Annotated in this window: 13 protein-coding genes; 11 read left to right on the top strand and 2 right to left on the bottom strand. The window is 36.5% G+C overall.

The features are described from left to right. Positions 1 to 50: 50 nt before the first annotated feature. The 4 genes from FM071_RS05145 (at position 51) to FM071_RS05130 (ending at position 3,934) form a co-directional block, all read left to right on the top strand. Positions 51 to 1,628, top strand: coding sequence for a site-specific integrase (locus FM071_RS05145; protein ID WP_193111943.1), 1,578 nt, complete (start codon positions 51 to 53; stop codon positions 1,626 to 1,628). 100 nt (positions 1,629 to 1,728) lie between these two features. Continuing rightward, positions 1,729 to 2,133 carry a tetratricopeptide repeat protein gene (locus tag FM071_RS05140; RefSeq protein ID WP_193111942.1) on the top strand — a complete coding sequence of 135 codons (405 nt, stop codon included), beginning with the start codon at positions 1,729 to 1,731 and terminating at the stop codon, positions 2,131 to 2,133. A 543-nt stretch (positions 2,134 to 2,676) separates the two neighbouring features. Further along, positions 2,677 to 3,063 (top strand): hypothetical protein, encoded by a 387-nt coding sequence (locus tag FM071_RS05135; protein ID WP_193111941.1) that lies wholly within the window; start codon positions 2,677 to 2,679, stop codon positions 3,061 to 3,063. After that, positions 3,056 to 3,934 carry a hypothetical protein gene (locus tag FM071_RS05130; protein ID WP_193111940.1) on the top strand — a complete coding sequence of 293 codons (879 nt, stop codon included), beginning with the start codon at positions 3,056 to 3,058 and terminating at the stop codon, positions 3,932 to 3,934. Before FM071_RS05135 ends, FM071_RS05130 begins: the two co-directional genes overlap by 8 nt. 298 nt (positions 3,935 to 4,232) lie before the next feature. On the opposite strand, the gene FM071_RS05125 is transcribed toward FM071_RS05130, so the two are convergent. Further along, positions 4,233 to 6,491 carry a glutamine--tRNA ligase/YqeY domain fusion protein gene (locus FM071_RS05125; protein WP_193111939.1) on the bottom strand — a complete coding sequence of 753 codons (2,259 nt, stop codon included), beginning with the start codon at positions 6,489 to 6,491 and terminating at the stop codon, positions 4,233 to 4,235. Between the two features lie 97 nt (positions 6,492 to 6,588). Between FM071_RS05125 and FM071_RS05120 the strand changes: the two genes are divergently transcribed. Both FM071_RS05120 and FM071_RS05115 read left to right on the top strand, forming a co-directional pair. After that, a complete protein-coding gene (locus FM071_RS05120; protein ID WP_193111938.1) occupies positions 6,589 to 7,803 on the top strand; it encodes a glutamate--tRNA ligase family protein in 1,215 nt (404 codons plus the stop codon). Further along, on the top strand, positions 7,800 to 8,078 hold the full coding sequence (locus FM071_RS05115; RefSeq protein ID WP_193111937.1) for a YggT family protein: 279 nt from the start codon (positions 7,800 to 7,802) through the stop codon (positions 8,076 to 8,078). Before FM071_RS05120 ends, FM071_RS05115 begins: the two co-directional genes overlap by 4 nt. A gap of 5 nt (positions 8,079 to 8,083) precedes the next feature. Here FM071_RS05115 and FM071_RS05110 read toward each other — a convergent pair whose 3' ends face one another. After that, positions 8,084 to 8,542, bottom strand: a complete 459-nt coding sequence (locus tag FM071_RS05110) for a hypothetical protein (protein ID WP_193111936.1) — start codon at positions 8,540 to 8,542, stop codon at positions 8,084 to 8,086. A gap of 85 nt (positions 8,543 to 8,627) precedes the next feature. Here FM071_RS05110 and mobB point away from each other — a divergent pair, with 85 nt between their 5' ends. Genes mobB through FM071_RS05085 form a run of 5 tightly spaced genes read left to right on the top strand, consistent with a single transcriptional unit; the run spans position 8,628 to position 13,129 of the window. Then, entirely contained in the window at positions 8,628 to 9,131 is a 504-nt protein-coding gene (gene mobB, locus FM071_RS05105; RefSeq protein ID WP_193111935.1) for a molybdopterin-guanine dinucleotide biosynthesis protein B, read from the top strand. Positions 9,132 to 9,133: 2 nt separating this feature from the next. Beyond that, entirely contained in the window at positions 9,134 to 9,976 is an 843-nt protein-coding gene (locus FM071_RS05100) for a class 1 fructose-bisphosphatase (RefSeq protein ID WP_193111934.1), read from the top strand. Continuing rightward, complete coding sequence (locus FM071_RS05095; RefSeq protein ID WP_193111933.1) at positions 9,960 to 10,166, top strand: hypothetical protein; 207 nt, start codon at positions 9,960 to 9,962, stop codon at positions 10,164 to 10,166. Before FM071_RS05100 ends, FM071_RS05095 begins: the two co-directional genes overlap by 17 nt. A gap of 15 nt (positions 10,167 to 10,181) precedes the next feature. Then, positions 10,182 to 12,113: a methionine--tRNA ligase gene (gene metG, locus FM071_RS05090; RefSeq protein ID WP_193111932.1), complete on the top strand. Its 1,932-nt coding sequence runs from the start codon at positions 10,182 to 10,184 to the stop codon at positions 12,111 to 12,113. Beyond that, entirely contained in the window at positions 12,110 to 13,129 is a 1,020-nt protein-coding gene (locus FM071_RS05085; protein WP_193111931.1) for a hypothetical protein, read from the top strand. The genes metG and FM071_RS05085 overlap by 4 nt, the downstream gene beginning before the upstream one ends. Position 13,130: the final 1 nt, after the last annotated feature.

Here is a 13,130-nt window from a genome sequence, read left to right as displayed (position 1 = left end):
GAGCACATTGCATTTGTGTACACATTTTTGATGCACATCGGGGTCATTCCATGGGTAAATACATAATGCAAATCAACAAATCTCTCTACTTTCGTAAAAGAATTCCACAGGCTCTCTCACACTATTTTAACGGTAAATCCGAGCTGAGAATAAAATTTGGAGCAATATCTCATTTCCATGGTAACATGTATGCCAAAGAACTGAACTTTATGTTCGAGGAGTTAATCACTATGTTACAATCCGATACAACCAACAAAAACGAGCTAGTTTCCAAATATACAGATGCTATGTACTGCTACTCAAATAACAGCAGTCGAAAATATACAATACCAATTACAGTTCCAGATTTGGAAAAAAAGAATGAAGAGCTGAATGAAAAACTACACGAAAAAATTGACAATCTTACTTTTAAAGAAAAGAAGAAGCTTTTAGAGAATTTAGATGTGTTTGATAAGCTTATTCATATTATAGATCCAAAAAAAGATTTTGCCAATTACAACTCTGCCCAATCAACTGCATCACAAATGCAAAAAGCAAATATTACACTCAAAGAACTCTATGAAATATTTATCAGAGAAAAACAACAGGAGTCTGGCGAAGATATAGCACAGAGCACTTGGAGAGACTATCAATCCTCTTACAATGATTTCATTTATGTAATCGAAGATGCAGATAACAGGGATATATCAAGCTTCACACGGGAAGATTTTAGAACATTTGTGGATGCTTTACACAATCATCTTCCAAAAAGTAGAACGAAACTCAAACAGTTTAAATCACTCCCCTACTCTACACTCAAAGATATGGAGCTTACAGAAGATGAAAAACTTGCATCCAACACAAAGAAAAAGAAAATGTCTACTATTAAACAGATGTTTGATATTGCCATGGATGCAAGATATTGCTATATTGAGACAAACTATGCAGAAGCTTTTTTAATTAAAGAGACAAAAAGCAAAAAGAATGAACAACCAAAAAGAACTCCGCTTACTGATACAAATCAAGAGAAACTCTTTAACTCCAAACTCTACACTACACATAAAAAAAGCACTTTAAAATACGAACCGGAAAAATACTGGATACCACTTATTGCCCTCTACACAGGGATGAGACAAAATGAAATTTGTCAGCTCTACATAGAAGATGTCAAAAGTGAAGTGATAAGCACAGGAGAAACAGTTTATTACTTTGATTTGAATGAAGATAAGGACAAACATCTAAAAAATGATAATGCTTACAGATTAATACCTATTCATCCAAAGCTCATAGAACTCGGATTTATTGACTATTTTAACTCTATAAAAGAGAAACAAGAGAGACTATGGGATAACCTGCGACTGCACCCTACTCAAAAAAGATATAACACAGACTACAATAAAACATTTATGAAATATTTTAGAACTCATGTAACAAAAGATCCTACACAGGTTTTTCACAGCTTCCGCCATACTGTCGGCGACCAATTGCTTAAAAATGCTGTCAAGCACAAACTGCCAAAAGACTTGATGAATCAAATTTTAGGACACGAGCCTGATAAAGATGAAACATCAAGAACTTATTCTTGCGGATATGGGATTGAAGAGCTTTTTATTGGGGTTTGTACTTTGGAATTTGATTTATTTTATTGAAATATAGATCTACCAGATGATTTAAGCTCGGAGTGTTAAGCAGTTAATAAAATTTAAAAAAAATGTTAGAATACAAAAAAACAAAAAGAATAGGAAAAAAATGAAAAAAACATTTATAGCTTTATCGCTATTTACGACATTAGTACATGCAGATTTATTTAATGATGGAGTAAAGGCATATGAGAATGGAAATTACAAAGAAGCTATGAGATTATATGAAAAAGCTGCTCTTCAAGGGAATACTAATGCACAATACAATTTGGGAGTCATGTATGCCAATGGTAAGGGTGTAAGACAAGATTTCACAAAAGCTCTAAAATGGTTTCAAATAGCTGCTGATCATAGGGATGCTAGCGCACAATACAATTTGGGAATCATGTATGAAAATGGCAGAGGTGTACGACAAAACAAATCGCAGGCAAAAGAGTTCTATGGACAGGCTTGCGATAATGGTTTACAACTAGGTTGTGAAGCATACAAAGATCTAAATGAAAAAGGCTTTTAATAGCCATAATACAATGAAAGTCAAGTATTAATTAGCTTTATTAAATAAACCGATTTGCTCAAAATTGACCCACTTTTAAACCAAGCCATAGCCCCGTAAAGGGCATACTTGGTTCAAGTTTTTTTCAAAACTTAGGCTTCGCCATCTCTTTTGCAAAACAGGGTGGCTCTTTTTTGGCTCATTTCAAATTTCACAAAAAAATTCTTCTAAAAATTCACACATAAATTTTTTGCAAAAGAGATGGCGTAGCAACTCAACTGACATCATTTTTTTATTTTTTTCGTGAAGTTTACAATATAACTTACATAAACTAATCGGTGCATTGAATGATATTAACTACTTTAAGCTATCTAGCTGACATATGCAATTTGCATATTTAACTCTATCCTACCAACACAAATGTTATCGACAGTTGTTGTATCAAGATTTTTCGTTGCTTTACGCTTGTAAAACAAAAAGCACATTTTTGAATTTGACTACTTGATAGAAAAAATCCTTAATGGATTGTTATATAAAAAATAAAACAAACAAAAGGATTTACCAATGGGTACAAAAATAAACTACACAAAAAGAGCTTCTCAGATATTAGAGATTGAAGAATATGAAGTCAATGAACTTGTAAAACGAATGTATGGGCATTTTAATAAGAATGGCTTTGCAAAAGATGAAATTGTAAAATCATTTTTTATTCTCAACGACATAAAAATAAGAAAAGAAAAAATAAGACTTGAAACCACTGCCCCACTCTTAGGCTTTAAGAATAAAGGGATAGAACAATACAAAGGAAACATAGTAAAACTTCACGATGAAGGGAAAAGTACACACGAAATACACAAAAATTTAAAACTCAACAAAAAAGATGCACCATCGCTTTCAACTATAAAAAGATATATAAAATCATTGCAGGAATGGAGAAGTAACAATGGCTAATCTAAAAGGATCAACATTTGAAAAACAGGTGCGAGATGCAAACTTTCGTCTTGCAGGTTTTAAAGAGAAAAGAAACGGTACAAATTCCAATAGAACTCACTCAGATGCAACGAGAATAAAACGAGATAGTTACTTCAAAGACTTTAAGGAGTTTGCAGAAGAACAAGAACTAGATGGAAAACTAAATGAACTTATGACAGAAGAAAATATGAGTATGTTTTTGGAACAGAGATTACAGAGCATCTCCTCTTTTTCTGCCCAAGAGGACTATATTAGAGGATGGTCTGGGCTTGTTCAAGGTTTACAACAGAGTAACGTTAGTATTGATTTGGATAGAGGCATTTTTAATGAAATAGTTGCAATTTATAAAGAAGATGCGATTGAACGAGGCGACACATTCGGAGAGCCTAAACCTATAACAACTTCGTTTCATCCCACAGATGTAATCAATGAATTAAACTCTCCACTTAGTGTAATAGCACAAGTGCAATACGAGACAGGCTTTCGAGTTTCAGAAGCATATACAGTCATCAATGACTTAGAGAAACATCTTGATAATTTAAAACTACACTCAGTAAAAGGTAAAGGCGGACAGATGTACAATGCAAAAATTATCTCTCTTGAATTAAAACTCATGCTCTTAAAACTTAAAGCACAAAATGTCAAAATACCACATCAAAGCACTTATTACAGGCACTTGCAGAAGTACGATATGGCTTCACACGACATAAGAGCATTTTACACAAAAGAATTATATGAAGAAAAAAGAGAAGAAGGTTTATCTCATATTGAAGCCTGTCAATTCGTGAGTAAAGAGATTAATCATCATCGCATACAAATAACTGAGTATTATTTAGCTAAGTTTTCTTGACTTGAGATATAAAAACAGTGTACAATATTTTCATAAAATTTAGGCACAAATTTTGTGCACACAAACTCTTTGACACTCAATTAAGAGCCCTGTTTATGGGTGTTTTGAGATGTAGGTGACCCTCTCCTCGGGGTCACCAACTTTTCTCTAAAAACTCCCTAAAATAAGTACTTTCATAAACACTTGATTGAGCACATTGCATTTGTGTACACATTTTTGAAGCACATGAGGATTATTCAATTAGCGTATAAAACGCGTAAGAAAAAAAGCCAATAAGAAAATCAGCTTTTTTATAAACTTACTCCTGTAATTTTTTTGCTACAAGCTCATTAACAACTTTTGGATTTGCTTTGCCACCTGTTGCTTTAAGTACCTGTCCTACAAAGAAACCGAGCAGTTTTGTATTGCCCGCTTTAAATTTACTTACATTATCAGGGTTCTTTGTCATAACATCTTCAATGATTGGTAAAATTTGAGCTGGGTCACTGATCTGTACAAGGCCTTTTTCTTCAACGATCTGTGTAGGATTTTCTCCAGTTTTTGCCATTGATTCAAAGACCTGCTTGGCAATTTTATTTGAGATAATCTCTTCATCGATCATCTTGGCAAGCTCTGCTACGCCTTTAGCGTCAAATTTCACCTCAGTGAGTTCTTTATCTTTTAACTCTCTGGCAACTTCATTTGCCACAAGGTTGGCTAAGATTGTAGAAGATGTGCATTGTGCCAATGCATCTGCAAAGAACGATGCCAGTTTTTCATCTCTGGCTATGGTGTTTGCCACTTCAGTGTTAAGATCGAGTCTTTTTGTGTAGTCATCATAGAGAGCCTGCTCTTTTTCAGTCATTGATACGACTTCGCCATCAACCTGTACCGGTTTTTCTTTAGGTTTACGCTGATTTCTCGGTGCTCTTTTTTCTGTCTTTTTACCCCAAGAGTCTTTCAATCCGACAATTTTGTTAAATACTGGATTTTCATCGCTATAGTCAACCGGATCAGCATAAAAGTACCCTTCTCTCTCAAATTGAAATCTTTCATCCGGTTTTTGAGTAATGACGGCAGGTTCAATAAGTGCATTTTTTATAATCTTTAAGGAATTGGGATTGAGATCCTCAATACTTTCGGGTGCTTCACTCTTATAGAGTCTGTCATAGAGTCTTACCTCCACCTGTTTTGCATCTGCTGCACTCACCCATTGGATGGCGCTTTTTACTTTGATGCCGCTTTTATCTTCACCACTTTTGGAATCAGGGAAATATTCCGCTTTTATCTCAGTTATATTTCCATCTTCGTCTTTGATGATCTCTTTGCACTTGATGATATAAGCGCTTTTCAATCGTACAGGCTGCTCTGGTGTCAGACGGAAGTAACCTTTTGGAGGATTTTCATTGAAATCTTCACGGTCAATATATATCTCTTTTGAAAAAGGTATCTTTCTTGAACCCTCTTTTGGTACATCCTGCGGATAATAAGAGGCTTCGAGTTCTTCCCTGCCCTCATAGTTCTCTATTGTCACTTTCAGAGGGTTAAGCACACACATCACGCGAGGCACTTTGGTGTTAAGGTCATCTCTTATGCAAAATTCAAGTTGTGAAACATCAACTGTCGAATTTGCTTTGGCTACACCGATCTGCTCACAAAAATTAAGTATAGCTTCGCGTGTGTACCCTCTTCTTCTGTATCCTGCAATAGTAGGAAGACGAGGATCATCCCAGCCGTTAACATACTTGCCTTCAACCAGTTCCAAAAGTTTTCGCTTACTCATTACCGTGTAGGTAATATTCAGCCTTGCAAACTCATGCTGGTATGGACGTGGCGGCTTAAGTTCAAGTGTGTCAAGTACCCAGTCATAGATATCACGGTTGTTTTCAAACTCTAAAGTACAGATGGAGTGCGTTACACCTTCTATATAATCAGAAAGACAGTGAGCAAAGTCATACATTGGGTAGATAGACCACTCATCAGCCGTTCTGTGATGATGCACGTGTCTAATTCTATAAAGCAGTGGGTCTCTCATCTTCATATTTGCCGCACTCATATCGATTTTGGCTCGTAAAACATGTTCACCGTCTTTAAACTCGCCCTTTTTCATTCTCTCAAACAAGTCTAAATTCTCTTCAATACTACGCTCGGCATAGACACTTCTTTTTCCCGGCTGTGTAACAGTCCCGCGGTACTCACGCATCTGCTCTTCATCTAAACTGTCAACATATGCTTTACCCATTTTGATGAGTTCTTGCGCATACTCATAGAGTTTGGAAAAATAATCAGATGTAAAACGCACCGGTTTATCCCATTCAAAACCAAGCCACTCTACGGCATCTTCAAGTGCTTCAACATATTTTGTCTCTTCTGCTGTTGGGTTGGTATCATCCATTCTGAGATTACATCGACCGTGAAAATCACGCGCAATACCGAAATTTATATATATAGATTTCGCATGACCTATATGGGGAAAACCATTTGGTTCAGGAGGAAACCTTGTCACGATCTCTTTATATTTACCTGCTTTGAGGTCTTCTTCAACTATTGTATGTAAAAAATCTTTCTTTTTGCTCATTCTTGTAAAACCTTTTAATAAAATGATATTTTATCAAAATACCCTTAGATGTTAAGTAAAGTTTTGTTAGAATTTCAAAAAAAATTTAGGAAGTTTAATGCTTAGATATGCACCGGATTCTCAAGGTGAAATGAATATCAACGACTTAAGAACAGCACTGTTGAATTATATTGTTTCAAAGCAAAGAGATGAGAATTTTGCTATAGTAATTGATGACGAAGACAGACAAAGCCCCGAACTTTTAACACTTTTTTCATTAGAGTATTCACAGATCATCAGTAAAAGTCAAAATGCCCGCTTTCATGCAGCAATGGCACTGCAGCTTTTGCATGAAAAAAAAGCATTTAACTGTTTTTGTTCAGATGAGTGGATCGAAAAAAAGCGTCAAGAGGCTCATGAAGCCGGCAAACCCTATATGTATGATGATGCCTGTGCAAATCTGCCTGCAGAGCTTGTTATTGACAATGAACATCCTTTTGTCGTACGTATCAAGCGTCCTGAAAGTAGCAATGATTCGAATTCTTTTGACAGTTTTATTATCCTCAATCGCGATAAAACTTCCACACCGGATTTTGCCGCTGCTGTTGATGATATGCTGAGTGACATCTCTTTTGTTATCACAGATGAAAAGAATAAAATTAACACGCTTAAACAGGAACATATACGCAAACAACTCGGTTACAACAAAACCATAGAGTATGTTTATATTCCTGAAATTACAGGTGAAGAACTACCGACAATTACATCACTTTTAGAAGAAGGTTTTCTACCGGAAGCTATTTCAAATTATTTAGTATCAACCGTATTTGAGGTAGACAAAGAAATCTTCACGCTTGATGATGCAATAGAGTTCTTTGATATAGACAGCATCTCTAAAAGCAGTGAAAAGTTTGATAAAGAACAACTCAAAAAGATAAACCGTGAACATTTAAGAAAAATGTCAAATAAAGAACTTTCACGTTATGTCGGCTTTGCAGATGCCGACATTGGCGGCTTGGCAAAGCTTTATTTAGATAAAGTAAGCACCACAAAAGAACTCAAAGAGAAGATAAAACCTGTCTTTGAGACAAGAGAAGTGCCGCAGAAGCTTGCAAAACACTATAAAGAGGTCACGCAGGTCATTAAAGAAGACGAGTCTCATTATGATACATATGATGCCTTTGCAAATATGTTAGAACAAAGAACAGGTTTGGAAGAATCGGAATTAGCAAAAATCATGTCAATTTTACTTACAAACTCACAAGATGCACCTGAACTTCCGGAAGTTTACAAGCATCTTAAAAACTATATTGGGGAGATTATCAAAAAATGATAGTAGATATTATTCAAGGGATCGGCGGAATCGTTATTAGTCTTATAAACGTTTATATTTGGGTTATTATTATTGCAGCGCTGCTTAGTTTTGTCAATCCTGATCCATATAATCCAATCGTTCAGTTTTTATATAGAGTTACAGAGCCGGCATATGCCTTTATACGTAGATTTATGCCGACAAATCTCAACGGATTGGACTTTGCACCGTTGATTATCATCATTGCCCTGCAGGTTCTTATTGTTGTCTTATCGTCCATACTGCGAAGTATATAGTTTATTTATTTGTCTTTTACGAACTCCAAAGTAGCATTTGCTGCTACATTGGTGTTAATTGATAATTTCAATACATTTCCCTGCTTTTTAAATCCAAGCAGATAATATTTGCTCCAAGGGGCTAAGAACGATGTCAAGTTTGAAAACTCATTTTGGGCAGGGAGTTCCTCACGCAGCATACTTGGCTCACCGTTAAGTGTAAAACTTACATTCATATCGCCCTCTTTCATATAATAGTAAACATAAAAATATTCATTGTCTTTGTATTCATTCGGTAAGACTTTATTGAGATAAATAGCGTTGACTATGCCTATAATTTTATCACCCTGTGTAATCTTTAGACTCTGGATGGAATCTTCACTCAACTCTCTTGTAGCACTGAGATCAAACTTTTCAAATGCATTTTGCTGTGCACAACCGTTAAAAAGTATCGTTATAAGTAAAATAATTGCAAAAGTTTTCATTTTCTACCTTAAATTTTAGATGAAATTATATCTTATTAAACTCTTCTTTTGTATAATCTCATATATTTTAATAACCGAGTCTCATTTGAATAAAAGATTAGCAGTAGCATTTACCGGCCCTTCAAACAGTGGAAAAACGACTTTGATCCTAAAAGTCGCAAGAAAATTGATTCACGAACATAAGCTTGAAGTTGCTATTATAAAACATGATCCAAAAGATAAAGCCCGTTTTGACGTAGAAGGAAAAGACAGTTACAAATTCAGCGATACAGGTGCGGAAGTGATAGTGACCTCCCCTAATCGTACAACATACTTCTCGAACAGACATTCGGAACTAGAAGATATGATACGACTTTTTGACAGGTTCGATATTTTGTTGGTCGAGGGGCTCAAAAATCTCCCGCTTCCTCGCATAAGCATCTTTCGCAATGAAATAGATGAGGATTATTTTCCCTATATGAATGCCTTGGCTGTCGATGACTCGATAGATATGAAAAAATATGCCGTGCCAGAGAATGTAGATATATTAAATCTCAATGACACAAATGAAGTCATAGAGTGGATACTAAACAACGCAAAGGAAGTGTAAGAATGGATAAAATATTTGAAGCGATACAGATCAGCGCAAAAAGAATAAAAACAGCGATAGATGTAAAAGACATAGGTTACTCCCAACAGGAGAATTCTTCCGGAGAGACACAACTTGAGCTTGATATCAAATGCGACATGATAATTGCAGAAGAGTTCTCACGCGTAGAAGATGTAAATACCATATCTTCAGAAGAGAAAGAACACGCAGAAGTACTGCATGAAAACGGCAAATATTTCATCTCTTATGATCCACTTGACGGCTCTTCACTTATAGATGTAAACCTGAGTGTCGGTTCTATTTTTGGCATCTATGAAGGTAATTTTGGTTCACAGAATATGGTTGCGGCCTGTTATGTTGTCTATGGTCCGCGTGTGGAAATGGTCTTTGCATATAATAAAGTAAAACTTTACCTGCTGCAAGCCGGTGATTTTGAATTTGTAAAAGAAGTACGCCTCACGCAAAAGGGCAAACTTATGGCACCGGGAGGCACACAGCAAAACTGGCCTCTCTACCATAAGGCAATGATAGACGGTTTTTTTGCTGAAGGCTATCGTTTGCGTTATTCCGGAGGCATGGTTCCAGACCTGCATCAAATACTCCTCAAAGGCGGTGGACTTTTCAGCTATCCTGCGACAAGTGACAAACCTGAAGGAAAACTACGCCGTCTTTTTGAGGTCTTTCCTTTTGCTTTTGTGTATGAAAAAGCAGGCGGTATCGCTATAAATGGTCATGAAAGACTGTTAGACCTTGGTTATGCACACCTACATGACACATCTCCATGTTTTTTTGGAACAGAATATGAAGTCAAGCGTGTAAAAGAGGTCTATGCAGACAATGCATAACGACGCAAAAGATAAATTTGAACTGCATCTTGACGAGATGATAAAGAAAGTTCAAGCATGTCAGAACGAAAAAGGACACAAAAGCTGTTCTGCATGCGAACTCTATATAGGCTGCCAGCTCAGGGATGAGTATGTCAAAGCGGTCTACAACAGTATGTCCAAGGGAGATACTGGTGGATTTGAATTTTAAAGAAGGATTGAAAAATTGAGTAAATATATAACAACACCTATCTACTATGTTAACGGAGAAGCCCATATTGGGCACGCCTATACTACTTTTATCGCCGATACGATGGCGCGATATGAAAGACTGAAGGGCGAAGATACATTCTTTCTTACCGGTACGGATGAACACGGGCAAAAGATTGAAGAGTCAGCTGAAAAAGCAGGCAAGCCGACACAAGAGTTTGCAGATGAGATAAGTGCGACTTTTAAAAATCTTTGGGATGAATTTGGCATCAGTTATGACAAATTTATCCGTACAACAGATGAAGCACACATGAAAGGTGTACAAAAAGCCTTCGAAGTGATGTATGCAAAAGGTGATATTTATAAAGATTTTTACGAAGGACATTACTGCGTGAGCTGTGAGACATTCTTTCCTGAAACACAGCTTGTCGATGGTGAATTCTGTCCTGACTGCGGTCGCAGTACAAGTGTTGTAAAAGAAGAGAGTTATTTCTTTAAACTTTCAAAATATGAAGACAGACTACTCAAGCATTATGAAGAGAACCCTGAATTTATTATGCCTAAATCCCGTGCAAATGAAGTTGTTAACTTTGTAAAAGGCGGACTGCGTGACCTCTCTGTGACGCGTACTTCATTTAGCTGGGGTGTCAAGATGCCTGCAAGTATCAATGATGACAAGCATGTTATGTATGTATGGCTTGATGCCCTGCTCAACTATGTAACAGCACTTGGATATGGCTCAGATGAAGCGCTGATGAACTACTGGCCTGCCGATGTGCATTTTGTAGGAAAAGACATTCTGCGTTTTCACGCTATCTACTGGCCGGCATTTTTAATGAGCCTCGACCTGCCGCTTCCAAAACACATCGGTGCGCATGGATGGTGGACACGTGACGGCGAAAAAATGAGTAAATCAAAAGGCAATGTCGTCTCTCCTAAAGAGGTTGCCGATGCTTATGGAGTAGAAAATCTTCGCTATTTTATGCTGCGTGAGGTTCCTTTTGGACAAGATGGTGACTTTTCCCAGCGTGCATTTATAGATCGTATCAATTCAGAACTCTCCAATGACCTTGGTAACCTCCTAAACCGTATCATCGGTATGAGCGGCAAATACAGTGAGTTCGTCATTGATTCTAAAGATGCCGAAAAATACCATGCAAAAGAGCTCGAAAATATGAACAGTGTTCTTGATTCACTTGACTCTTTTATGGAAAATCTGCAAACACATAGATATCTTGAAGAGCTATGGAAACTTTTTGCCATCGGTAATGGTGTTATTCAAGAGTATGAGCCATGGGTAAAAATGAAAAACAATCAAGAAGATGAAGCGCTTGCAACAGTTGCCGTTGTTGCCAATATATTGGCAAAAGCAGCTGTAATGCTGCACCCTGTTATGCCTGAAACGACTAAAATCATTGCTAACGCACTCTCTTTTGAAATCAATAATGAAAGTTATAAAGAACTTGTTGTTGACAAAAAACTTCTCAAGGTGTTTACTATAGAAAAAGTTCCGCCTCTCTTCCCTCGTGTTGAAGAGCCTTTAATGACAGAAGCACCGAAATCGGAACCAAATCCTCCAAAAGAAACAAAAAAAGAGGAAAAAACAACACAGAGCCAAGATAATCTTATAGAGATAGGACAGTTCTTTGAAACATCTCTGAAAGTCGGTACAATCGTTGAAGCCGAAGAAGTTCCAAAAAGTAAAAAACTCTTAAAACTACAGGTAGATTTAGGGGAAGATAAAACGCGACAAGTTGTTGCAGGTATCAAAGAATTCTACTCTCCGGAAGAACTGAAAAATACTCAGGTTTGTGTTGTAGCCAACCTCAAACCTGCAAAACTCATGGGTATGATAAGTGAAGGAATGCTTCTTGCTGCTAAGGATGAAGACGGTTTATGTTTAATAAGACCGGAAAAACCTAAAAAAGCAGGCACACCTATTGGATGAGACTTGAAAATATTCTAGCACTTACACACGGAGAACTTATAAATTCTCCTTTTGTAAATAGTTTTGAAAATATTGTTTTTGAAGTAAAAGCGGTAAAAAGAGGTGATCTCTTTGTCGCTTTTGATGAAGAGATGATAGAAGATGCTATACTCAATGGTGCTTATGGTGTTGTTTTTGACAAACCGACACAGATCAGTGACAGTGAAATTGCCTGGATAAAAGTTTCAAATCTAGAAGAAGCACTCAAGCGTATTTTGCGATTCGTTTTAATTGACAAAGAGATAGAGGTTTACGAATGCAATGAGATCATTCTCAAGCTTGCGCTTCAAGTTGTTACTGAACCAAACTTCATTGCATTGCATGGAAACATTAGAGAACTCTACAAGATGTTAAGCGACTTACAAAATGGATCAACTGTTCTTTTCAGCCCTGCTCTGACATCGGGCGATCTTTTTACAAACATCAAAAAACTTCCAACAAATCCGAATGAAAACATCAACATTATTGAGCAGACGCTTTTTGAGACCTCTTTTATCTACGATAATATTTTTTACGAAAGACAGCTTATCTCTCCTTTTTTTATCCCTTATCTTGAGCAGCTTCTCCATCTTTTCAAAGTACTCAAGATCAATTTTCGTCTAAGAAAATTCACACCTATAGAGCACTTTGAAGCTGTTTTTACCAATAATAACTTCGAAATAAAAGAGTTCGGAACAAGTGATAAAGTGCTAATATTTGAAAAAAACAGCACTTTAATTCAAAAAGAGATAGAATTTTTACAAAAGCAGGCGACCTGGGCCAATATACTCTATATTATTCCGCACACCATTTTCGACTCTCTTGATGCCCCACAGCGAAACAATCCAAGTATCATCACTTATAAAAACGAACATGAGATTAAAAACCTTCTTCGTGAGCATAATTTCAATTTTGCTCTTATCGTCGGGGCGGACAAATCTATACTTGACAAACCGCTTGTCAGACAAACACAAATTTCACTGTTTGACTTTTCATAAA

The organism is Sulfurimonas paralvinellae, assembly GCF_014905135.1.
In the GTDB taxonomy this organism is placed as follows: domain Bacteria; phylum Campylobacterota; class Campylobacteria; order Campylobacterales; family Sulfurimonadaceae; genus Sulfurimonas; species Sulfurimonas paralvinellae.
Note: the sequence above shows the minus strand (reverse complement) of the source record. Positions and strands in the feature narration are given on the sequence as shown.

What these genes read in the sequence shown, in the direction of transcription:
- FM071_RS05145 (WP_193111943.1), top strand. Translation starts at nt 51, where the DNA reads ATGGGTAAATACATAATGCAAATCAACAAATCTCTCTACTTTCGTAAA.
- FM071_RS05140 (WP_193111942.1), top strand. Translation starts at nt 1,729, where the DNA reads ATGAAAAAAACATTTATAGCTTTATCGCTATTTACGACATTAGTACAT.
- FM071_RS05135 (WP_193111941.1), top strand. Translation starts at nt 2,677, where the DNA reads ATGGGTACAAAAATAAACTACACAAAAAGAGCTTCTCAGATATTAGAG.
- FM071_RS05130 (WP_193111940.1), top strand. Translation starts at nt 3,056, where the DNA reads ATGGCTAATCTAAAAGGATCAACATTTGAAAAACAGGTGCGAGATGCA.
- FM071_RS05125 (WP_193111939.1), bottom strand. Translation starts at nt 6,491, where the DNA reads ATGAGCAAAAAGAAAGATTTTTTACATACAATAGTTGAAGAAGACCTC.
- FM071_RS05120 (WP_193111938.1), top strand. Translation starts at nt 6,589, where the DNA reads ATGCTTAGATATGCACCGGATTCTCAAGGTGAAATGAATATCAACGAC.
- FM071_RS05115 (WP_193111937.1), top strand. Translation starts at nt 7,800, where the DNA reads ATGATAGTAGATATTATTCAAGGGATCGGCGGAATCGTTATTAGTCTT.
- FM071_RS05110 (WP_193111936.1), bottom strand. Translation starts at nt 8,542, where the DNA reads ATGAAAACTTTTGCAATTATTTTACTTATAACGATACTTTTTAACGGT.
- FM071_RS05100 (WP_193111934.1), top strand. Translation starts at nt 9,134, where the DNA reads ATGGATAAAATATTTGAAGCGATACAGATCAGCGCAAAAAGAATAAAA.
- FM071_RS05095 (WP_193111933.1), top strand. Translation starts at nt 9,960, where the DNA reads ATGCAGACAATGCATAACGACGCAAAAGATAAATTTGAACTGCATCTT.
- FM071_RS05085 (WP_193111931.1), top strand. Translation starts at nt 12,110, where the DNA reads ATGAGACTTGAAAATATTCTAGCACTTACACACGGAGAACTTATAAAT.